This window comes from Paenibacillus sp. J22P59 (assembly GCF_059383895.1).
Genome location: NZ_JBXENX010000018.1, coordinates 54178 through 76625, shown reverse-complemented (window position 1 = coordinate 76625; position 22448 = coordinate 54178). Strand labels below are relative to the sequence as shown.

The window sequence follows — 22448 nt, the reverse complement described above, 5'->3', positions numbered from 1 at the left end:
CCGTTAAGCCCTCCAGCGCCAATGGTACTTGGACCGCAGGGTCCTGGGAGAGTAGGACGTCGCCAAGCACGAGAAGGCCTGTCGCATTATGCGGCAGGTTTTTTTGTGCTTGTTTTTAAATTAATAAAGAGCTATTTGATGATCCGGTTTGCTCTACTTCACCTGCTATGGCATAATCTTACCTACAACTGAAGCAATCATAAAATCGTAATAAGGGAAGGATGATTGATTATGTTAAAAGAAATTAAGCGATTGGGTATAGAGCAGTATGACGATATTCTGGAGCTTAAAGCGTTCGCCTTTCAACAATCTCTTTCTGAGGATAAAAAAGAGCAGATTAAACAGATTTTTAAAGATCAGCCTTCAGAGCATTGGGGAGCCTATATAGAAGATAAACTAGCAGCACAGCTGACGATTATAGAACTGCAAACCTACATTGGAGGCCAGAGCTATGCCATGGGAGGGATTGCAGGTGTAGCTACATGGCCGGAGTATCGCAGGCAAGGGTTAGTAGCCGAGCTGCTAGTGCATGCTCTAAAAAAAATGAAAGAAGCACGCCAATCGATTTCTTTTCTATTTCCCTTCTCCTTCGGGTTCTATCGGAAATTCGGTTGGGAGCTGTATACGGATAAGAAGAAGTACTCGATTGACAAAGCTCTTCTCCCTCCACGAATTCGAATGGCTGGAAGAATAGAGAGGTGCAACGGCAATTATCAACTGCTGGGCAGTATTTATGATGCCTACGCCCGTGGCTATAACGGTTCCTTGGTGCGCACACAGCAATGGTGGGAATATCAAGTGAATATACGTAAGCCGGGACAAGCTGCGGTATATTTTAATGAAGATGGAGCACCGCAAGGCTATGTACTGTATGAGGTCAAGAACAATGTGCTTCATATTCATGAGATTATATATCTTACGGAAGAAGCTAGACAATCTCTCTGGTCCTATATGGGACAGCATGACTCTATGATCGATCGTGCTGAGATAACCGTACCCTCTGATGACAGATTGCCCTATTTAATTGATAATCCTCGTATTAAGCAAGAGATTGAACCCTATTTCATGGCACGGATTGTTGATCTGGAAGGTTTTATTAGCCAATATAGCTTCGAGCCTGGTGATCAAGAATTAGAGACGATACATCTAGAAGTAGTGGATGAGTATGCGGAATGGAATAATGGGAGCTATGAGCTTCGGATATTGAGTGATGGGTCTGCTACTATTCATCCAAGCGTAGCTCAGCCTGGACATGAGCAGGAAAGCATCAAAATAACAATAGGTACGTTGACTTCCCTGCTGCTTGGATATGTTCGTCCACTAGAACTACTGCGTTATGGTCGTATTAGCGGGGATTCGGAATTGGCGGCTCGATTAGAGAAAAGGGTTGCGAAGAGCGAGACCTTCTTAGCGGATTTCTTCTAAATGGGCAGAGCTGAGGGATGTGTACTGGATGCTGAAAGGCTTTCTTTCCTCCTTTAACCATACTATGCAGATTGCTAGGCTGCAGCCTTGACAGCCCCTACCCCCTCTGCTAATATTGCTAATAATATACGCAGAGGTATCAAAAATAGAGGCATTAGATATAAGGGAGGAACATACTCGTGTGGGAAACGAAATTCGCCAAGGAAGGCCTTACATTCGATGACGTGCTACTCATTCCACGGAAATCAGAAGTGCTGCCACGGGAATCAGACATATCGACAAAACTTAGCGAGAGCATTAAGCTGAATATTCCGCTTATTAGCGCAGGGATGGACACGGTTACGGAAGCGGCTTTGGCGATTGCAATAGCTCGTGAGGGCGGAATCGGCATTATTCATAAGAATATGTCGGTGGCACAGCAAGCGGAGGAAGTTGATCGCGTGAAACGCTCAGAAAGTGGCGTTATTACGAATCCTTTTTCTCTTACGCCAGAACATCATGTATATGACGCTGAAGAGCTAATGGGCAAATACCGCATTTCAGGTGTTCCAATTGTGGATGCCAACCAGAAACTTGTTGGTATTCTGACGAATCGTGATCTTCGGTTTGTTCATGACTATTCGATTAAAATTAGCGAAGTAATGACATATAAAGATTTGGTAACAGCACCGGTTGGAACGACACTGCAAGAAGCAGAAGGCTTGCTTCAGAAGCATAAGATCGAGAAGCTGCCTTTAGTGGATGAAACGAACACACTTAAGGGCCTTATTACGATTAAGGATATCGAGAAGGCTATTCAATTCCCTAACGCGGCGAAAGACAAGCAGGGTCGTTTGCTATGTGGCGCGGCAGTTGGTATTGGCAAGGATACGGTTGATCGTGCCGATGCACTTGTACAAGCAGGCATCGACGTATTAGTTGTCGATTCCGCACATGGTCATCATATCAATATTCTTGATGCGGTTCGCAAGCTTCGCGCGAGTTACCCGGATCTCACTATTATTGCAGGCAATGTGGCTACAGGAGCTGCGACTCGTGACCTAATAGAAGCAGGAGCATCTATTATAAAAGTAGGTATTGGTCCTGGTTCTATTTGTACAACTCGTATTATTGCTGGTATTGGAGTACCACAAATTACGGCTATTTATGACTGCGCATCAGTAGCGCGGGAATATAATGTTCCTGTTATCGCTGATGGCGGCATTAAATACTCTGGTGATATTACCAAGGCCATTGCAGCAGGCGCAAGCGCGATTATGATCGGCAGCTTGTTCGCCGGTACAGCTGAGAGCCCAGGAGAGACTGAGATTTTCCAAGGTCGGAGCTTCAAGGTCTATCGTGGTATGGGTTCACTAGGCGCAATGAAAGAAGGCAGCAAGGATCGTTATTTCCAAGAAAATGAGAACAAGCTCGTTCCTGAAGGTATTGAAGGCCGTGTGCCTTTCAAGGGTCCTTTGGCCGATACCGTTCATCAGCTTCTTGGCGGCCTGCGCTCCGGTATGGGCTATTGCGGTACAGCCAGCCTTGAAGAGCTGAAGAATGATACGCAATTCATTCGGATTACAGGCTCTGGCCTGCGTGAGAGCCATCCGCATGATGTGCAAATTACAAAAGAAGCGCCTAACTACTCGCTGTAGCAGCGAGCGCGGCAAATAATAGCAGGCAGACATGGTCCCAGCGATGAGAATCGCGGAGCGCTATGTCTGTCTTTTTTTGCGCAAAAAAGTGATGTCAGGTTTCTCTCTCCCTGCCGCATGTGTTACAATTAACAACGATAAAACTAGGAGAAAAGGGGAGAAGAACTTGAAAGCAAATGTTAGGCCGCTTAGAATTCGGTCGGTTGTTATTGCTTGTATGGCGGTCTGGTTGGCGGTGTTCTCAGTTGGAGGAGCTGTAAGTGCAGCAGGAACAGCAGGAGGCGAGTGGGTAGACAATTCTCTTGGTCTCCAATTAAGCGCTGCTGTATTAATAGATGCAGATTCTGGACAAGTATTGTATGAAGTCAATGCAGATGAGCCTCGGCCACCAGCAAGTATGACTAAGCTAATGACGGAATATATCGTGCTTGAACAAATAAAAAATAAAAGTTTAACATGGGATCAAATTGTTACTGTAAGTGAGGAAGCAGCATCTACGCCTCCTGATGGCTCTCAAATTTATTTGGCACAGGGCGACCAGCACTCAGTAAAGGACTTATATATCGCAATGGCAGTAGGTTCAGCGAATGATGCGACTATCGCGCTCGCTTCTCATATCGCAGGCAGTGAGCAAGGCTTTGTTGATCTAATGAACGAAAAAGCACAAGAGCTTGGCCTTAAGACAGCTCACTTCACAAGCGCAACAGGCCTGCTAGATACAACGATTATATCGGCACGTGACATGGCGAAGCTGGCTCAAGTTATTTTGAAGAAATATCCTGAGTTTTTAGAGTACTCTAACCTGCAGGAATACAAATTCCGTCCAAGAGATAAAGCTCCAATGACGAATTGGAACTGGATGCTTGGCAATTATGCGAGCAAGCAGAATATGAAGCCTTTCGCTTATGAGGGTGTAGACGGCATGAAGACCGGCTTCATCAAGAAGGCGGGCTATACCTTCACAGGTACAGTTAAACGCGGGGATACTCGTTATATTAGTGTGGTCATGAATACCAAGTCGAAGGAAGCGCGTTTCTACGAAACAGCTAAACTGTATAACTATGCTTTCGGTACTTTTGAGAAGAAAACGGTTGTAGCATCGAAATCCGTGGTAGAATCTCTGGAGAAGGCAACAATAAAGAAAGGCGTGAAAAAGACGGTTCCTATTATGACGGAATCGGATATCACGTTCGCAGTAAAAAAAGGTGTTGAGCCAAAAATCGAACTAGCCGGCAGCAGCATCATGAAGCCGGAAGAATTGATTGCCCCAATCAAAGCAGGACAAAAGATCGGGACAGCTACCTACAAGTATACGGACGATGAAGGCAAGGTATTGGAGAGAACAGTCAATCTAATCGCTTCTGAGGATGTGAAAAAAGCAGGCTGGTTCAAATTGATGTTCAGAGCTATTGGAGGCTTCTTCTCAGGGTTGTTCAACGGTATTGTCAACTTGTTCTAAACTATTGTAGGGAAGGTAAATCCAGGGTTGTCGATTGGTGTACCTTCCTGTAAAATTAGTGGTTAGAGAATACGACGATATTGATATTATATCTAAGTAGAAATAAGCGGGTGCGAGGCGAACGTCTCATGCATGACGCTACACTTTGAGGAGGATTCATAGGATGGAAACAGGAACATCGCGTGTAAAACGCGGCATGGCAGAAATGCAAAAAGGCGGCGTCATCATGGACGTTATGAACGCTGAGCAAGCAAAGATCGCAGAAGCAGCTGGTGCAACAGCGGTAATGGCGCTTGAGCGCGTACCTTCTGATATTCGTGCAGCAGGCGGAGTTGCCCGTATGGCTGATCCTACGGTTACAGAAGAAGTAATGAAAGTAGTTTCTATTCCAGTTATGGCTAAGGCTCGTATTGGCCATATCGTTGAAGCAAGAGTATTGGAATCAATGGGCGTAGATTATATCGATGAGAGTGAAGTGCTTACTCCTGCTGATGAAGTATTCCATATCAGCAAGAATGAATTCACAGTACCATTCGTATGCGGCGCCAAAGATCTTGGCGAAGCACTTCGCCGTATTCAAGAAGGCGCAGCTATGCTTCGTACGAAAGGCGAGCCAGGAACAGGCAATATCGTAGAAGCTGTTCGTCACCTTCGTCTGATTAATGGTCAGATTCGTAAGGTTCAAGCTTTGTCGAAGGATGAGCTGTACCATGAAGCGAAATTGCTGGGCGTTCCTTACGACTTGCTGTTGCAGGTTCACTTGGATGGCAAGCTTCCTGTCGTTAACTTCGCAGCAGGCGGCGTAGCAACACCTTCTGATGCTGCTCTGATGATGGAGCTGGGAGCAGATGGCGTATTCGTTGGTTCCGGTATTTTCAAATCGGACAACCCTGAGAAATTTGCCCGTGCAATTGTAGAAGCTACAACACATTACCAAGACTATAAGCTAATCGCTGAAGTATCCAAAAACTTGGGTGCGCCAATGAAAGGCATTGAAATTTCTAAATTGGATCCTTCACAACGGATGCAAGATCGCGGTCTGTAAGAAGCGGTTATATAGAAAGGCGTGTAAGCGATGAAGATAGGTGTACTAGCGCTGCAAGGCGCAGTGGCAGAGCATATACGCAGTTTGGAGGCGGCGGGCGCAGAAGCGTTCGCCGTTAAACGAATTGAGCAGCTTGATGAGCTCGATGGTCTTGTTATTCCAGGCGGCGAAAGCACGACAATAGGCAAACTGATGCGAAAGTACGGCTTTATAGATGCCATAATCACATTTGCTAAGCAAGGTAAGCCCCTGTTCGGTACTTGTGCGGGTCTAATCGTACTCGCTGATCGCATTGAAGGACAAGAGGACGCACATCTTCGGTTGATGAATATGATCGTAGCGCGCAATGCCTTTGGTCGTCAACGTGAGAGCTTTGAGACAAATTTAGCTATTAAAGGCATTGATGAACCAGTCAGGGCGGTATTCATCCGCGCTCCTCTAATTAAGGAAGTCGGCAAGGATGTAGAGGTATTGTCTGAATATAACGGAGAGATTGTAACGGCTAGACAAGGGCATCTGCTTGCGTCCTCCTTCCATCCGGAATTGACAGATGATTATCGGTTGCATGCGTATTTTGTCGATATGGTCAAAGAAGCGGCAGCGGGCCGCTAACAGAGAGGGGTTCAATCCATGCTAGACGTTAGACTATTAAGAAATGAATTTGAGCAGGTCGAGCAAGCACTGAAGAACCGTGGTGCATCGCTCGACCTGATTGCTGGTTTTCCAGAGTTGGACGTGAAGCGCCGTGAATTGCTGACCGAGACGGATGAGCTTAAAAACCGCCGTAATGTCGTATCGCAAGAGGTTGCCAAGCTGAAAAAGGCCGGCGGCGACGCAGAAGCGCTGATCGTTGAAATGCGTGAGGTAGGCGATCGAATTAAAGAAAATGACGAAGCGATTCGGATTATAGAAGCTCAGGTAGAAGAATTGACGCTGGCTATACCGAACGTTCCTCATTCTACTGTTCCAGTAGGGGCATCTGAGGAGGACAATGTAGAGATTCGTCGTGTAGGCGAGCCGACACAGTTCGACTTCGAGGCCAAGCCGCATTGGGATCTTGCTGGAGATTTAGGCATTCTTGATTTTGAACGGGCAAGTAAAGTGACGGGTTCGCGCTTCACTTTCTATCGTGGGCTTGGTGCACGCCTGGAACGGGCTCTTATCAGCTTCATGATGGATCTGCATAGTGATCAGCATGGCTATGAAGAAGTGCTTCCTCCATACTTGGTCAATCGCGACAGCCTCATTGGTACCGGTCAATTGCCGAAGTTCGAAGAGGATCTATTCAAAATCGCTGATTCGGATTATTTCTTGATTCCTACCGCAGAAGTACCGGTAACGAATCTGCATCGGGAAGAAATCTTATCCGTGGATGATCTGCCGAAGCATTTCGTAGCCTACAGCTCTTGCTTCCGTTCTGAAGCTGGTGCAGGTGGCCGCGATACTCGGGGCCTTATCCGCCAGCATCAATTCAATAAGGTTGAGCTGATCAAGCTGACTAAACCAGAAGATTCTTATGATGAACTGGAAAAAATGACGCTTCATGCAGAGAAAGTCTTGCAGCTGCTTAATCTTCCTTACCGCGTTTTGGCATTGTGTACAGGAGATATGGGCTTCACAGCTGCGAAGACCTATGATTTGGAAGTGTGGCTGCCAAGCGCAGGTACATACCGCGAGATCTCGTCATGCTCTAATGTAGAGGACTTCCAAGCACGCCGTGCTGGTATCCGCTTCCGCAGAGATGTCAAAAGCAAACCTGAATTCGTGCATACGCTGAATGGTTCAGGCCTTGCTGTAGGCAGGACGTTCGCAGCTATCATTGAGAACTATCAGCAAGCGGATGGAACGATCGTTATTCCTGAAGTTCTTCGTCCATATATGGGTGGAATTTCAGCAATTTCGGCAAAATAAAAAATATTTTTTGTCTACAGGCCAAATAGGAGTTGCTTCTCTGTTTTGGCCTGTGGTACAATAACATTTGTCGCAAGTTATTTAACTTGTTGTCCATGATACGGAGAGGTACCGAAGCGGTCATAACGGGGCGGTCTTGAAAACCGTTAGGGTGCAAGCCCACAAGGGTTCGAATCCCTTCCTCTCCGCCAGTTTTTATTAACAGAATAACTAAGATTGTAACCGTACACGGGGATAACTATATCCTGGTGTTTTTTTGTTTTATGGGGATAAAGACCTATAAATTGTGGATAAAGTGGACTGAATGTGGATAGAATTGTGGATAACTAAAAAATCCCGTGAATAAATCAATCTGAACTGCTGCATCTTATAGGATGTGGAGGTGCATTAAATATGGCTAATCATGATGAGCTAACTATTGACCAGAATGAGCTTGCTGAAGCGTGGAAAAGGACATTGCCGGAGTGGATTAAAGAAGCGGATCAGTGCGAGGTATTAGCAGATGAATCAGATTCAAGGGCTGTACGTGTCACAATAAATACCGCTGGTCATCAAGCTTATTCCTTTGATTTCAAAGTATGGTATGTGGACAGCCGGGAAGTTAGAGTGGAGCTTATAGATGTCGAAAAGGATCAAGTGTCAGTCGATGAGAGAACCGATATTATTCAACAGCTTATTCAAGACTACACGCGCCATTTGCATGAGTGTGCACAAGCGCTGCATCGCCTAACGCATGCATAATAGGGACTTATAAACGTTCAACGATAACGACCTATCTTATTGGAGGTGAAGTAGATGACGAAGGCAAAGGGATCACTGGATAAAAACTTGTCTAATGTAATTGATGATCTGGCTGAAACGCCGGTTAACGGTCATCATGCTCAGCAGCTTCAACAGGATAAGAATGATCGACGAAATCAAGATGCGATCAATCATGATCAGCCGGTGGATCTAACACATCAACGCACTTAGCGAGGGGGATGCACAAGATGAGCAAACCAGATAATTATCCTGTTCCCGATCCGTATAGCCACGGCGGGCAAAAGCAAAAGCATTCGAATCAGCCTCAGGCGCCCTTATCCGGTTCTAAAAAAACCAAAAAGCATAATCATACCCCTCACTTAAATCCTGAGGGTTCATAGTTCCTTATAAAATCTTAGCTAGTGCAAAAATCCCGTTTCAGCGTTGCTGAAGCGGGATTTTTGGGTCATTGCTTCTAAAAGAAAGGCATTTGTTATAGAATGGAGGTGCTGTGTAGAAACTAGGGAGGAATGAAACACATGAAAAATGGACAACGAATGATGGTGCTTTTGCTGGCTATGGTTCTAATGGTTATTGCTGGCTGCAGCTCTACGGCTTCTCCTCAGAAAGTGCTGCAAGAGGCTATAGCCAAAACGATGAATTCGGATTCATATTCTAATACAATGTCCTATGGAATAGATGGTCTTCAGCTGCCCAATAAAAACCCGGATAATGCGTTGGCGCAAACCTTTATGTTAGGAATGCTGCAAGGCTCAGAATTTAAAATAAATACGGCTTATCAAAAAGAGCCGCTGCGTACGGAGATGGAGATTCAAGTTAATCTCTTAGGCAATGATCTATCCATTCCAGTTCTGATGGATAAGCAGAAGTTGTATATCAAAGTACCGACGATTCCGAATTTGTCGGAGGCCATCGCGGGCAAATTTATTGAGATTGACATAGAGGCACTGGCTGCACAACAGGATTCTGCAGCTTCGCTGGATTGGGCTACGCAGCAGAAGCTTATTCAAGAGCTGACAGATGTTGTTCTTAAGCATTTTGACGGGAAGAAATACTTCAGTAACGTTAAAGTGGCTGAGGCAGGATTACCAGAGGGCACGGAAGCCGATCAAGCTGTTCAATTCATGATTAATGCGGATAATAACGAACAAGCAATAGAGGTCGTAGCAGATAAGATTATTCCTGAAATAATAACGATCATAACCTCGAATGAAGCATATTTGGAGTCTACAGGGTTAGATAAAGAGGGCATAGAAAAGCTGAAGTCTGACTTGGAGACGAATAAAGCAGCTACCTTGGAAAAACTGAAAAATAATTTAAAGATTAATGAGATCTCGATGCTTGGCGCGATTAAAGATAAGTATCTGACTTATCAGTCCGGGAAAATTGATTTGATCTATTCGGACAAAGAAAGCGGTCAAGAGATTAAGCTGAATATCCGTTATTCAGGATCGTATCAGGATTTCAATATTGCACCTAAGTTTGCTAATGAATTACCAACTGACGCCATTAAGCTGGAAGAAATAATGAAGCAGCTGAAGCTGCCGGTTGGGCTATAATACAATACTGCATTTGAATATGGGGCCTCCGCTACGCTTTAATAGGGGGTCTTTTATTGTATGAGCTATAATGATTTCCTAGGAAATGGGAGTCTATTGCGACAGGAAAGGCTTCGCTATTGCTTTAGAAAGTAAAGTATATTACATTTAATAAATAATTAGATTACAAACCAGAGGATGGTGTCACATGAAAGTAGAAGTATGGTCTGATTTCGCATGTCCTTTCTGTTATATAGGTAAACGTCGATTAGAGGGGGCTTTGGAGCAGTTCGCTAATCGCGATGATGTAGAGGTGGAGTTCCGCAGCTTCGAGCTTGATCCTAATTCCCCTAGAGATATTGAGTATGATGTCCATGATATGCTGGCGAACAAATATGGCATGACCCGTGAACAGGCAATTGCTAATGGCAACAATGTGACAGCGCAGGCGAGTGCACTTGGGCTGGAATATCATTTTGACAAAATGATTCTAACCAATACATTCGATGCTCATCGGCTCACTCATTTCGCAGCTCAAGATGGCAAACGCGAGGAGATGGCAGAAAGGCTGCTCAAAGCTTATTTCACCGACTCCAAGCATATTGGTGATCATGAGACATTAGCAGGGCTTGCAGAAGAAGTAGGGCTGGATCGGAATGAGGCGCTCAAGGTGCTCCAAACCTCTGCTTATGAGAATGAAGTTCGTGCCGACGAGCAGGAAGCGGGACAGCTTGGCGTCCGCGGCGTTCCGTTCTTCGTTATTGACCGCAAATACGCTTTGTCCGGTGCTCAACCAAGTGAAGTGTTTCTGCAGGCGCTACAGCAGGCATGGGATGAGAAAAAGCCTCTAACTGTCATTCAAGGTGACGCAGAAGGTTCAGATGCTGCATGTGTAGATGGCGTATGCTCGCCCAACCAGCCGAAATCTTAATGCTATAATGGACATTAGCTAATTGCTTGTATCACTTTTAAAAAGATGACTCTTCATTCAAACGAATGGATAGTCATCTTTTTTTTATGGGAAAGGACGAGTTCGGTGTTGTAAAGATCGGTAGGATTATTGTAGAATATTACCTAGATACTCGATACATAGATAATCTAGGTATAGGAGGGGAAGGAGGAAGACATGGCGATTAATAAAGAGCTTATGAAGGGAAGTACGGTAATTCTTATTCTGACGCTGCTGGATCGGAAGGATATGTACGGCTATGAAATGACGAAGGAAATCGAACGAAGCTCGGATGGCGTTTTTACATTCAAGGAGGGGACGCTGTATCCTATTCTGCATACGCTTGAAGTCGAACAATGGGTAGAGGCCTATTGGAATGAGGAAGCTGGACGTAAACGCAAATATTATCGGATTACCGATCAGGGAAGAAGGCAGCTTGTCGAGAAGAAGAAGGAATGGTCCTTATTCAGGACGACAGTGGATCGCGTATTAGGAGGTGGGCCCGCTTGAGTCAGAAGCTTCCTATTGAACAGAACGAGCAGGTACAGCTTTATTTGAAGCAGGTATGCGGTCATATTAGGGCAAGAGGAGTCCATGCTGATATCAGGTTAGAAATGATTGGTCATCTGGAAGAGCTGGCAGAGGAAAAAGTTCAGGTTGAGGGTCTATCTGAAGCGGAAGCAATTAGCCGAGCAGTGGATGAGATGGGTGATCCTGATCTGGTTGGAAAGCAGCTGCATGCTGCTCATAAGCCTAAGACGGATTGGGGCTTGTTCGCGATTCTTGGTCTGTTGATTGGATTTGGTCTGTTAGCTATGTACTCCGCACAGTTCGCGGCGATGAACTATCAGGGGTATTTTGTAAAAAAGGTTGTGTATACTGTTATTGCAGTTGTTGCTATGCTGTTGCTCTATTTCTTTATGGATTATCGCAAGTTGCAGAAGTATTCATGGCATATTTACGGCTGTGCGGTATTAGTTCTAAGCCTGACTCTATTATATGGATTTCAGATCAATGGACAAAAAGGTTGGGTGTCACTTGGTGCATACACAATTAATGCAGTATGGCTGTCATTCTATTTGTTTATTCTAGCTTTTGCTGGAATGATGCAGCCAAAGAACAGGGAGCAATATAAGAAGGGCTCATGGCGGTCTATTATTTTGCTTATAAGAGATGGATGCATTTATATGCTCGTGCCTTGTATGCTGCTGGCACAGATGAGGCAACTATCCGTTATTGTGTTTTTCACTATTATTCTGTCTATTATGTTCTTGTTCGTTGCGAAACGGCCAGGGCTGCTTTTATTCACTGCTATTACTGGGTTATCAGGGTTTTTATATGTTTACGTTATAAGTGCTACTAGGTATAGCGATAGGTATAGCTATATCATTATTAGAATTAAATCTTACTTAAACCCAGGTGTTGATCCACAGGGAAGCAGCTATATGCAATTGAATTCGTTGAAGGCGATACAATCGGCAGGCATGTGGGGGCAGGGTATCGGAGTGGAGAATAAGAGGCTGCCTTACATTCTGAGTGACATGATTTTCCCCTATACCGTTTATAGCTTTGGCTGGGTGTTCGGTATTGCTATACTGCTTGCCGTTCTCTTGTTCGCGGGAAGAATGATTAGAATGGTGTCTAAACTGCGGGACCCTTTTGCAAGAGGGCTAATTATAGGGCTAGCCAGCCTGATTGGACTGCAATTTCTGTGGAATATGGGGATGTCGGTAGGACTCTTTCCTATTCTAGGGATATCATTGCCTTTTATCAGCTATGGCTTTAGCAATCTCTTATTGGAGCTATGTGTTATGGGGATTATGTTAGGAGCATATCGACGTAAAGATATGTTTTTCGGTATAATGCCAGAGAGAAGGTAACGATTACACACCAGGGGGCTACATAGGTTGAAAGCAATTAAGGGCTTAATCGGTATTATCGTTGTTATTATTGCGCTTTATCTGGTGCCAGGCTTAGATTTATTCGAGGATACTTCTACAATTGAACCTTCGGCAGAGACCGACTACAAAATCTATTTTCCGGTTGATCGCTATCCAGAGACAGCCAAGCATATTAAAGACGCTATGGATGCAGGTGAATCAACGGTGTGCACGATTGAGAGAGAAGGAGCCGAAGAGAATAGGAAGGCATCGTTGAAGGGCATTCCAACGAAAAAGGGCTATGATCGGGATGAGTGGCCTATGGCTATGTGTGCCGAAGGAGGAGCGGGCGCAGATATTGCTTATATCTCACCCTCCGATAATCGCGGAGCAGGGGCATGGGTCAGCAATAAATTAGAGGATTACCCGGACGGTACGAGAGTAGAGTTCATTGTTGAATTGGAATGAGAGCATATGGCCATTGGCCTGTGCTCTTTTTTTGTATATAGATGCGATTGGGCAGGCTCGCTCTAACGAATTATTAGGCTCTGGGTAAACACCGTGTTGGTTATTGAGGATGACCATAGACTGGTTGTAGCTGTTATATTCCGTTCCTGCCGTTATTGGGCAGGTGTGTGGAGGAGATATGATCTATGTCCAAAGGCGTTAAAGTTAGAGAGCTGACATTAGCTATTAATCGATTGAGGGCAGCTAAATGTCTGATTCATTTAAGAAGACCCCATATTGCTGAGTGTGTCATAAGAGAAGTGGCAGGCAGACTACAAAGAGATATAGAGAGGGAAGCAAGGACTGATAAGTTAGGCTGAGGGGATGAGATGAATGGCACATCATCACAGACACTGCTTACGTCGTTTGAATGTGGCGATCAGTGAACTGCGCCGGGCAAGGAGATTAGCGCGCAGAGGGGAAATTATAAAAGCAAATAAAGAAGTGGCTGATTCGATTATTGCTCTTCATCAGTCGCTGTTATGCCTCGGGCATACTCACGCAGTTCCTTACTTGATATGTAAGAAGAAGAAAAAGAAAAGGGGGAAGCGTGGTCCAAGAGGCCGGAGAGGTCCGAGGGGTCCGAGAGGATTCAGGGGAAGAACGGGATCGAATGGTGTGGCCGGCTCTACCGGAGCAACAGGGGCTGCAGGTCCGAGTGGCCCGGCAGGAGTTACAGGAGTACAAGGTATTATGGGGGCACGTGGGGCAACGGGAGTAGGCTTGGAAGGCGTTGTCGCCTTTGACTCATTGCTTGCACATAATTATCCAGTAGGGCAAGTCGTTACTTACCAAGGTAGCACATACTTAGTGAATCAGGCTAATCCTATGGGGGTACCGGGTACGTCCAGTGATTATACTTTACTGGCTGCTGCTGGAGAAAATGGTGCAACTGGTACGACAGGAGCGACCGGCACTACTGGAGCAATAGGCATAACAGGAGCAACGGGAGAAAAAGGTGCGACAGGTGCATCCGGAAACACTGGAAGTATCGGTGTAACAGGAGCAACAGGAGCGACAGGCGTTACAGGGGCAACAGGTGCTCCTGGAGGAAGTACGGGGGATACAGGAGCAACCGGGGTGACCGGTGTAACGGGAGCAACAGGGGCGACAGGAGCAACCGGAGTAGGAGTAACGGGAGCAACAGGTGTAACAGGAGCGACAGGTGTAACCGGTGTAACCGGAGTAACGGGAGTGACAGGGGCGACCGGGGTAGGAATAATGGGAGCGACGGGCGCAACCGGGGCAACGGGTGCAACTGGAGCCACAGGAGTAACGGGCGTAACGGGTGTGACAGGAGCAACCGGGGTAGGAGTAACGGGAGCGACGGGAGTAACGGGGGTAACCGGGGTAACCGGTATAACCGGAGTAACCGGAGTGACAGGAGCGACCGGGGTAGGAGTAACGGGAGCAACAGGAGCAACAGGAGCAACGGGGGTAACAGGTGCAACGGGTGTAACCGGGGTAACCGGAGTGACAGGAACGACCGGGGTAGGAGTAACGGGAGCAACAGGAGCGACTGGGGTAGGAGTAACGGGAGCAACAGGAGCGACGGGCATAACGGGAGTAACAGGGGTTACAGGAGCGACTGGGGTAGGAGTAACGGGAGCAACAGGAGCGACGGGCATAACGGGAGTAACAGGGGTTACAGGAGCGACCGGGGTAGGAGTAACGGGAGCCACAGGAGCGACGGGCATAACGGGAGTAACAGGGGTTACAGGAGCGACCGGGGTAGGAGTAACGGGAGCCACAGGAGCAACGGGTGAAACAGGAGCCACAGGAGCCACAGGAGTAACGGGAGTAACAGGGGTTACAGGAGCGACCGGGGTAGGAGTAACGGGAGCAACGGGGGCAACTGGTGTAACGGGAGCAACAGGAGCAACCGGAGTGGGAACTACGAATCAATCGGCCTTTGCAGCAAATACAACAGGTGCGGTCATTGCTGTAGTACTATTGGGTACGCTAGTACCACTGCCAAGTGCTCAAGTCATTGGACCTGGGATAACTATCAATGGAGCCAATAACACATTCACTGTAGCATCAGCAGGAACCTATTATATTACGTACCAACTTAATTTAACAGCCAGTCTACTGCTTGGATCTCGACTCATTATTAATGGGGCAGCTAATATTGCTTCCACCATAACACCGGTATTGTCGTTATCCTCCTTTAATAATGATGTTGTTGTAACCTTAGCAGCGGGCTCTACTATATCATTGCAATTATTTGGATTATTAGGCGCAGCAACTTTGCAAAATAATGCAGCAGGGGCAGCTGTAACAATTATAAGATTAAGCTAATCAAGTAGTAAGAACCGAACCATGGACAATGGTACAGGAATAGGATGAGTCAATCATTCAATCAGCTCTCAGGAGTGTGATCATTCTTGATAACCATCAGTCTATGTATGATTGTAAAAAACGAAGAAAATAATTTAGGACGCTGTCTGGTATCAGTAGCTCAAGCAGTAGATGAAATTATCATTGTTGACACAGGATCTACTGATGCCACACTTGAGGTGGCAAGCCAATTCGCGGCTCGAATCGAGCATTTCGAGTGGATCGATGATTTTGCAGCGGCTCGTAATTATGCCTTCTCCTGTTCAACTAAGGATTATACGATGTGGCTAGATGCAGATGATTCGCTAAGCGAGGCTGACTTGCAGAAGTTGATCGCATTGAAAAAAAGTTTAGACCCTATGGTAGACTCGGTCTCGATGGATTATAACCTTGCGTTCGATGAATTTGGTCATGTTACCTCTAAGCTGCGGCGTAATCGAATTGTGAAGCGGGAGCGGGGCTTTCAGTGGATCGGTCCGGTACATGAATACTTAGAGGTATATGGTCATGTTCTGCATAGTGAAATTGCAGTTACTCATCATAGCGATGACCGCAATAGTGACCGTAATTTGCGTATTTATGAACGGAGGCTTCGAAAAGGAGAGATTTTTTCTCCTCGTGATCTCTACTACTATGCGAATGAATTGAAGGATCACGGACGATATGAGTCGGCGATTCGTTATTATGATAAATTTCTTGGGACGGGAAAAGGATGGATAGAGGATAATGTAACGGCTTGCAGCAGACTGGCTGATTGCTACTCGGAATTAGAGGAACAGCATCATATGGTAGATTCTATTCTGCGTTCCTTTTACTATGATAAGCCGCGACCTGAGTTCTGCTGTCGGTTAGGATTCTATTTCTTACAGCAAGAGGACCCGGATAAAGCCGCTTTCTGGTATAGGCTGGCGACGGAGGTTGAGGAGCCGGAGAATGGTTGGGGATTTAATAATGTTTCCTATTCAACCTGGCTTCCTCACCTACAATTGTGCGTATGCTATGATCGGCTCGGCGATTATGCTGCTGCTTATCGCCACAATGAGCTGGCAGCTGGATTTCGTCCCCAGGATACTCGGATACTCTCGAATCGCAGCTATCTGCTAACTCGTCTTGGCAAGAGTGAGGGAGGCGTTCTGCTTGGATAGTGGGATGAAGCCCAGACTCCGCATATTAATTGGCAGTCCTGTTCACCAACAGAACGCTATACTCTCACTTTTTCTTATCTCGCTTACACGTCTCCGAACAAATGATCTGGATATCTCCTATTATTTCATTGATGATAATCAGGATGAGGAGAGCCGGAGACAGCTTCAGCGCTTTGCGCAATCGAATCAACAGGTCACAGTCATATCTTCCGGTCACCAGGATGATTATATTCGTACAGATACGACTCATTGCTGGAATGAATATTTGATTTGGAAGGTGGCAGCATTTAAGAACCAAATGATTGCGTATGCCGTCGAAGAGCAATTCGATTATTTGTTTTTGCTGGATTCCGATTTATTGTTGGATACAAGAACATTGGAGATGCTCATTGCTGCGAATAAAGAAATTATCTCCGAAATTTTTTGGACTAGATGGCAGCCTGAAGCAAGACCTCAGCCACAGGTATGGCTTCGTGACGAATATGACCAATGGGAGAAGCATCATGGAGAGACACTGAGCGATTCGGTTATTGCAGATAGACTAGAGCTGTTCTTGTCTAAAATGAGTAAGCCAGGCATTTATGAGGTAGGCGGTCTGGGTGCGTGTACGCTTATTAGCAGAGTCGCTATGACAGCAGGCGTTCATTTTGGACAGATCTATAATCTATCCTTTTGGGGAGAGGATCGGCATTTCTGTATAAGAGCAGCTGCCCTTGGTTTTCGTTTATTCGTCGATACTCACTTCCCCGCTTATCATATCTACAGGCCAACTGATCTGGCAGGCGCTGAATCCTTCCTTGGACTTCAAGAGTCTGTTATAGCTACGCACTCACATAAGCAGCGGCTTACACTATCTATGGTGGTACGTAATGAAGGAGGTCGATACTTGCAAGAAGCACTTAGTAAGCATCGACAATACATTGATGATGCCGTCATTATTGATGATGGAAGTACGGATAATACCGTGGAGATTATTTTACAAACGCTAGAGGGAATACCTGTGAAGCTTGTTCGCAATGAAATATCGAGATTCAACAATGAAATCGACTTGCGCAAGCAGCAATGGGAAGAAACACTGGCTGTTCAGCCAGAATGGATTCTGAATTTGGATGCGGACGAATGGTTTGAGGAGCAATTCACACAGAAGCTGGACGAATTGCTGAAGCAGCCAGATATAAGCCTGATTTGCTTTCGATTATATGATTTCTGGAGTCAATCTGCTTATAGGGAGGATTCCTTCTGGAAGTCTCATCATAGTTATCGCCCTTTTCTACTAAGGTATGATCCAACGTTCAATTACAAATGGAGAGAGACACCGCAGCATTGCGGAAGATTCCCGGAAAATATTTTTGAACTGTCGCATCAATTATCCAATCTTCGCCTAAAGCATTACGGCTGGGCAAATGCAGCCCATCGCCTGGAGAAATATCATCGTTATCAGCAGCTTGATCCCGAAGCCAAGTATGGCTGGAAAGAACAATATTTGTCCATATTGGATGAAGATCCGAATCTCATAGAATGGATCGAATGAAAATGTTGAGGGATTAATAAGCGCTGATATCATAAGGGTATAGGCTGTTGTATAGTTTGGGGGATTCTGCTAGTTAGCGGGATTCCCTTTTTTTTCGTCCAATCGAATCGTCCTATGAAAAAGATTAGCTATTCAGTAACTACGACAGGTAGCGTTCTTTAATAATCGCTAGATGGTGAAGCTCATGACCAGCAATAATACAGGCTAATGCACGAGTCGACAGGATCGTCCCATTGGCACTGCCGAGCCTTTCCCATGCCTGTGGAGGAAGCAGCTGTAAAAGAGTAATGGTCGAGCGGCGTACAGCGGTATAGTCCTCTAGCAGATCTGGCAATGTAACACTTTGAAAGGGATCATTCTTCATGAATTCGTCTTGATCGTAGCCAGGTAGAGGGGTATTGTCGCCTCTCGCGATGCGCAGCAAGCGATAACTCATTACTCTCTCATTGTCGATGATATGACCAACAACATCTTTCAATGTCCATTTGCCCGGAGCATAACGATAACCCCATTGCTCTTCCTGTACAGGTGAGAACAACTGAAGCGTTGCAGCGAGCTGCTCCTCTAATATTGTTATGAGGTCCCCTTCCGGAACTAACTGGATATAGGCTTTGTAGTAGGGACTATATTCATTCTTCAATGGTCTAGAAATCATTGAGATGCACCTCCATATAACAGATCGTGGTTCCATTGAACCAAGCCTTTGGTTACTTTATGCCAAGTATATAACCACATTCCAATAAATGCAAAAAAAATTAGCGAGAGTAGGTACGAAAGTAGCTCATTACTGGTAGTGCTCAATAAGTCCAACGACCTTACAGAGTTCAACTAACTGATGAGTGCCGTAGTACTGTTTGCGGTTGCGCTCATTGATGCTGAAACGAGCATCTTCAATTACTTGCTTGGCTCTTTCTATACTTTGATGTTCCACAGCATGAACGATTTCCTTCATGTTCTCTAAAAAATAGACGGTTCTTCGCAATGTTCGTATAAGCAAGATTTGTCTGATATGCATGGGGGTGAAAATCCGGTAGCCATTCTCAGGATCTCTCTCGGGCGACAATAGTCCCTCTTTCTCCCAATGCCGAATAGCTGATGTCTGAACATCGGTAACGACAGCAGCTTCACCAATGGTCATGCTGGCCTTAAGCTTCTTATTGGCAATCATAGGAATTGCGGAGTCTTGAAATAATGCAAGGGTCTGGTCGGCGACGGTCTTTTCCTGATGCAGAGTGGCTTGCTCTCTGTTGACAAGCCAGAATGCAGTATCTAGATCAGCCTTCTGGATGAGACGAAGCACATCACAGGTGATGGCGACACCAAACCCGGCAAACATGGAACGAAGACAGCGAAAATAAGCCAGGTGCACCTTTGTGTATAGCCTATACCCATTAGCAGAACGAGCGGGTACAGGGATAACTCCCCAAGATTCATAGTGCCTTAGAGCACTCGTACTAATCTGAAGCTCTCTGGCAATCTCAATAGGCTTGTAGTACTCCATACCCGACTGACCTCCTCCATAAAAGTAGATTCTTACTTTACCAGAAGCAATCATCGCAAGCAAACACTATAGAAAAACATTAAAGTGCTGTGACAGCTTTTTTAAATTATTTATAGGTAAGTAAAGGACAAGTTAGGCAGCACCTTATCACTTGCATTAGTGTTGTAGAATTGAACCTACAGTAGTCGATTATTGCTTAGAAGAAGCCCAGTATAGGAATGGAGGAAGCTCTTGTGAATCAGTTTATTGAGATCCGAGGCGCTCGGGAAAATAATTTACAGAACGTCACGCTTCGGATCCCCAAGCATCAGTTAGTCGTTCTGACGGGGCCATCTGGCTCCGGAAAATCTACATTGGCAATGGATACTTTGCAACGGGAATGCCAGCGGCAGTATATGGAGTCCATGGGAATGACCTCAGATGCAATTGCCAAGCCCAAAGTGGATGCCATTATTGGCTTATCGCCTTCGATCAGTGTAGGCCAGCATGTGACGAACCGGAACCCGCGCTCCACAGTTGGCACAATTACGGATGTTCATACTTATTTGCGCGTCATTTATGAGAAGCTAGGGGAACGTTCTTGCCCCCATTGCGGCAGCAGATTTGTGTCTGGCTCAGATAACAGTCTCGCTGATTCATGGAAGGGAGAGGGGGAGGATGATTCAGTTGAACCTACTCTCGTTCGATGTACACATTGTGAAGGAGAGATGGAGCGCTTCACACGTAGGCATTTCTCCTACAATACGCCAGAAGGCGCTTGTGAGGCATGTGATGGACTCGCTCATACGGTTACTTTGAACATGAATGCTGTATTTGATCAAGATCGGAGCTTGAATGGCGGAGCGGTATCAGCTTGGTACGATGCGGTAGCCCAATATTACACGTCGATTATACAAGCCGCTGCTCATTATTATGGTATTTCCTTCGATGCGGATCTAGCGCTTAAGCAATATGATACCATTCAGCGAGACCTTCTGTATTATGGTGTCGAGAGTGAGCAATTTTCTCGTCATTTTCCAGATAAGAAGCCTCCAAAAACGGTCAGCGGAGGGAAGTTCGAGGGTGTCGTGACCGGGATATGGAGACGCTACAGGGAAAAAGGCAGTGAGTCCGGTGAATCGGCGCTCTTTCATGAACAAACCTGCTCATCATGCCAGGGAGCCCGGCTGAAGGAAGAAATCCGTGGAGTAACCGTTGGAGGGGCTTCTATTACGGATATATCTGGTTGGGCACTGCAAGATGCAGCGATCTGGTTAGAGCGGCTTATGGGGGAGCTGAGATCGGAAGAAAAAGAACAGGTGGAAACGATGCTGCATGATCTGACTGTCCGTATCAAACGGATTGTCGACGTTGGTCTAGGCTATCTTTCATTGAGCCGTCAATCGGTATCTCTATCCGGCGGAGAGGCACAGCGACTTCGTCTTGCCTCTATTCTAGGCTCCGGTCTTACTGGTGTATTGTACATTCTAGATGAACCGACGACAGGGTTGCATCCCCGAGATACGGCAGGGCTAATTCACGTGCTGAAGCAATTGCGGGATCTGGGGAATACCGTTCTGGTGATCGAGCATGACGTTGAAATGATGCGCGCAGCTGATCATGTGATTGATATGGGACCAGGGGCAGGCAGTTTGGGTGGACGTATTGTTGGTGAAGGAACATTGCAAGAGCTTATCGACAGCTCTGAATCGGTTACAGGCGCTTTTTTGAGGGAAGCACTTAGATCGTCTGAACCCAAGGCAAGACGAATAGGGAATGGCCAGTTCTTGCACGTGCGTAATGCCCATAAGCGTAATCTGAAAAACATAGACGTACAGTTTCCGCTCGGCTGTCTTGTCGCTGTAACGGGGGTATCCGGCTCTGGCAAGTCAACGCTGCTGTTCGATCTCGTAGCTGCTGGTGGTCGCGATGATCAAAAGCGGGAGGGCTGCGAGAGCATTACTGGCTTCGATGGCATCGGCAATATCGTGACGGTTGATCAATCGCTTATTGGACGGATGAGCCGCTCCAACGTAGCAACCTACACGGATGTATTCACGGCAATACGGAAGTGGTATGCCAGCTTGCCAGAGGCCAAGGATGCAGGATTTACGGCGAAGCATTTCTCCTTCAATACCCCGGGCGGAAGATGCGAGCATTGTCAGGGTCTTGGTGTGGTACCGATGGATATGTTCTTCATGCCGGGGCTAGAGGTACGCTGTCCGGCATGCCGAGGCAAACGCTTCAAAGAGGAAGTCCTGCGCATTACTTACAAGGGATATTCCATTTCGGATTTGCTGGATATGACCATACAAGAAAGCCTGCCAGTGCTTCAAGGGCAGATCAAGATGGACGGACAGATTACTTTATTGAATGAGGTTGGTCTAGGCTATCTGCAATGGGGCCAATCGGTTCGTACGCTGTCAGGCGGGGAAGGGCAGAGGATTCGACTAGCTAAGGAACTGAGTAGTAAAACGAAGAGTCATACTTTGTATTTGCTGGACGAGCCATCTACGGGCTTGCATCCGCGTGATACCGCCCAACTGCTGGTACTGCTGAATAGATTGGTTGACGCCGGCAATACCGTTATAGTCGTGGAGCATAACCTCGATATCATCAGTGAAAGCGATTGGGTGATTGATATCGGCCCAGAGGGAGGATATGAGGGCGGTGAAGTAGTTACTGCCGGCACCCCTGAAGCAGTGGGGGAAGTTCGTGCTTCTCACACGGGTCGTTTCTTGCGGGAAGCAGTAGGGTTGGGGAGCTGAAGGATAACGGAATACAGAACAGAGAGCAAGGCCCATTTAATCGGGACCTTGCTCTCTGTTCTGTTATTTTA

At 46.2% G+C, this 22448-nt stretch carries 21 protein-coding genes and 1 tRNA gene; 20 read left to right on the top strand and 2 right to left on the bottom strand.

The features are described from left to right. The 19 genes from AC50YO_RS23515 to AC50YO_RS23425 all read left to right on the top strand — a co-directional run. A partial coding sequence (locus AC50YO_RS23515) for a hypothetical protein (RefSeq protein WP_494850803.1) occupies window positions 1-192 on the top strand: 192 nt, incomplete at its 5' end. Window positions 193-231: 39 nt separating this feature from the next. Continuing rightward, window positions 232-1425 carry a GNAT family N-acetyltransferase gene (locus AC50YO_RS23510; RefSeq protein ID WP_494850802.1) on the top strand — a complete coding sequence of 398 codons (1194 nt, stop codon included), beginning with the start codon at window positions 232-234 and terminating at the stop codon, window positions 1423-1425. A 179-nt stretch (window positions 1426-1604) separates the two neighbouring features. Further along, window positions 1605-3062, top strand: a complete 1458-nt coding sequence (gene guaB, locus AC50YO_RS23505) for an IMP dehydrogenase (protein WP_494850799.1) — start codon at window positions 1605-1607, stop codon at window positions 3060-3062. A gap of 166 nt (window positions 3063-3228) precedes the next feature. Continuing rightward, the gene (locus AC50YO_RS23500) at window positions 3229-4521 is read left to right on the top strand and encodes a D-alanyl-D-alanine carboxypeptidase family protein (protein ID WP_494850795.1); all 1293 of its coding nucleotides are present in this window, start codon (window positions 3229-3231) and stop codon (window positions 4519-4521) included. Window positions 4522-4684: 163 nt separating this feature from the next. Then, window positions 4685-5566 carry a pyridoxal 5'-phosphate synthase lyase subunit PdxS gene (gene pdxS / locus AC50YO_RS23495; RefSeq protein ID WP_494850794.1) on the top strand — a complete coding sequence of 294 codons (882 nt, stop codon included), beginning with the start codon at window positions 4685-4687 and terminating at the stop codon, window positions 5564-5566. Between the two features lie 30 nt (window positions 5567-5596). After that, a complete protein-coding gene (pdxT, locus tag AC50YO_RS23490) occupies window positions 5597-6178 on the top strand; it encodes a pyridoxal 5'-phosphate synthase glutaminase subunit PdxT (RefSeq protein WP_494850792.1) in 582 nt (193 codons plus the stop codon). An 18-nt stretch (window positions 6179-6196) separates the two neighbouring features. Further along, the gene (serS, locus tag AC50YO_RS23485; protein ID WP_494850791.1) at window positions 6197-7477 is read left to right on the top strand and encodes a serine--tRNA ligase; all 1281 of its coding nucleotides are present in this window, start codon (window positions 6197-6199) and stop codon (window positions 7475-7477) included. A gap of 102 nt (window positions 7478-7579) precedes the next feature. Beyond that, window positions 7580-7668, top strand: a tRNA-Ser gene (locus AC50YO_RS23480). 202 nt (window positions 7669-7870) lie between these two features. Beyond that, window positions 7871-8218, top strand: a complete 348-nt coding sequence (locus AC50YO_RS23475) for a hypothetical protein (RefSeq protein ID WP_494850790.1) — start codon at window positions 7871-7873, stop codon at window positions 8216-8218. Between the two features lie 54 nt (window positions 8219-8272). After that, on the top strand, window positions 8273-8449 hold the full coding sequence (locus AC50YO_RS23470; protein ID WP_494850789.1) for a hypothetical protein: 177 nt from the start codon (window positions 8273-8275) through the stop codon (window positions 8447-8449). A 17-nt stretch (window positions 8450-8466) separates the two neighbouring features. Continuing rightward, entirely contained in the window at window positions 8467-8619 is a 153-nt protein-coding gene (locus AC50YO_RS23465) for a small acid-soluble spore protein P (protein ID WP_494850787.1), read from the top strand. A gap of 138 nt (window positions 8620-8757) precedes the next feature. After that, a complete protein-coding gene (locus AC50YO_RS23460; RefSeq protein WP_494850785.1) occupies window positions 8758-9798 on the top strand; it encodes a hypothetical protein in 1041 nt (346 codons plus the stop codon). Window positions 9799-9985: 187 nt separating this feature from the next. Next, entirely contained in the window at window positions 9986-10708 is a 723-nt protein-coding gene (locus AC50YO_RS23455; protein ID WP_494850782.1) for a DsbA family oxidoreductase, read from the top strand. A gap of 195 nt (window positions 10709-10903) precedes the next feature. Next, window positions 10904-11236: a PadR family transcriptional regulator gene (locus AC50YO_RS23450; protein ID WP_494850780.1), complete on the top strand. Its 333-nt coding sequence runs from the start codon at window positions 10904-10906 to the stop codon at window positions 11234-11236. Then, entirely contained in the window at window positions 11233-12606 is a 1374-nt protein-coding gene (locus tag AC50YO_RS23445; RefSeq protein WP_494850778.1) for an FtsW/RodA/SpoVE family cell cycle protein, read from the top strand. Before AC50YO_RS23450 ends, AC50YO_RS23445 begins: the two co-directional genes overlap by 4 nt. A 36-nt stretch (window positions 12607-12642) precedes the next feature. Continuing rightward, window positions 12643-13074 carry a NucA/NucB deoxyribonuclease domain-containing protein gene (locus AC50YO_RS23440; RefSeq protein WP_494850812.1) on the top strand — a complete coding sequence of 144 codons (432 nt, stop codon included), beginning with the start codon at window positions 12643-12645 and terminating at the stop codon, window positions 13072-13074. Window positions 13075-13446: 372 nt separating this feature from the next. Further along, window positions 13447-15414, top strand: coding sequence for a BclA C-terminal domain-containing protein (locus AC50YO_RS23435; RefSeq protein ID WP_494850777.1), 1968 nt, complete (start codon window positions 13447-13449; stop codon window positions 15412-15414). Between the two features lie 86 nt (window positions 15415-15500). After that, the gene (locus AC50YO_RS23430; protein ID WP_494850776.1) at window positions 15501-16598 is read left to right on the top strand and encodes a tetratricopeptide repeat-containing glycosyltransferase family 2 protein; all 1098 of its coding nucleotides are present in this window, start codon (window positions 15501-15503) and stop codon (window positions 16596-16598) included. Further along, window positions 16591-18129 carry a glycosyltransferase gene (locus tag AC50YO_RS23425; protein ID WP_494850775.1) on the top strand — a complete coding sequence of 513 codons (1539 nt, stop codon included), beginning with the start codon at window positions 16591-16593 and terminating at the stop codon, window positions 18127-18129. Before AC50YO_RS23430 ends, AC50YO_RS23425 begins: the two co-directional genes overlap by 8 nt. Window positions 18130-18268: 139 nt before the next feature. Here AC50YO_RS23425 and AC50YO_RS23420 read toward each other — a convergent pair whose 3' ends face one another. Both AC50YO_RS23420 and AC50YO_RS23415 read right to left on the bottom strand, forming a co-directional pair. Then, window positions 18269-18784: a DinB family protein gene (locus AC50YO_RS23420; RefSeq protein WP_494850774.1), complete on the bottom strand. Its 516-nt coding sequence runs from the start codon at window positions 18782-18784 to the stop codon at window positions 18269-18271. A gap of 129 nt (window positions 18785-18913) precedes the next feature. Beyond that, a complete protein-coding gene (locus AC50YO_RS23415; protein WP_494850773.1) occupies window positions 18914-19630 on the bottom strand; it encodes a TioE family transcriptional regulator in 717 nt (238 codons plus the stop codon). 233 nt (window positions 19631-19863) lie between these two features. On the opposite strand from AC50YO_RS23415, the gene uvrA reads away from it, so the two are divergent. Beyond that, complete coding sequence (gene uvrA / locus AC50YO_RS23410) at window positions 19864-22377, top strand: excinuclease ABC subunit UvrA (RefSeq protein ID WP_494850772.1); 2514 nt, start codon at window positions 19864-19866, stop codon at window positions 22375-22377. Window positions 22378-22448: the final 71 nt, after the last annotated feature.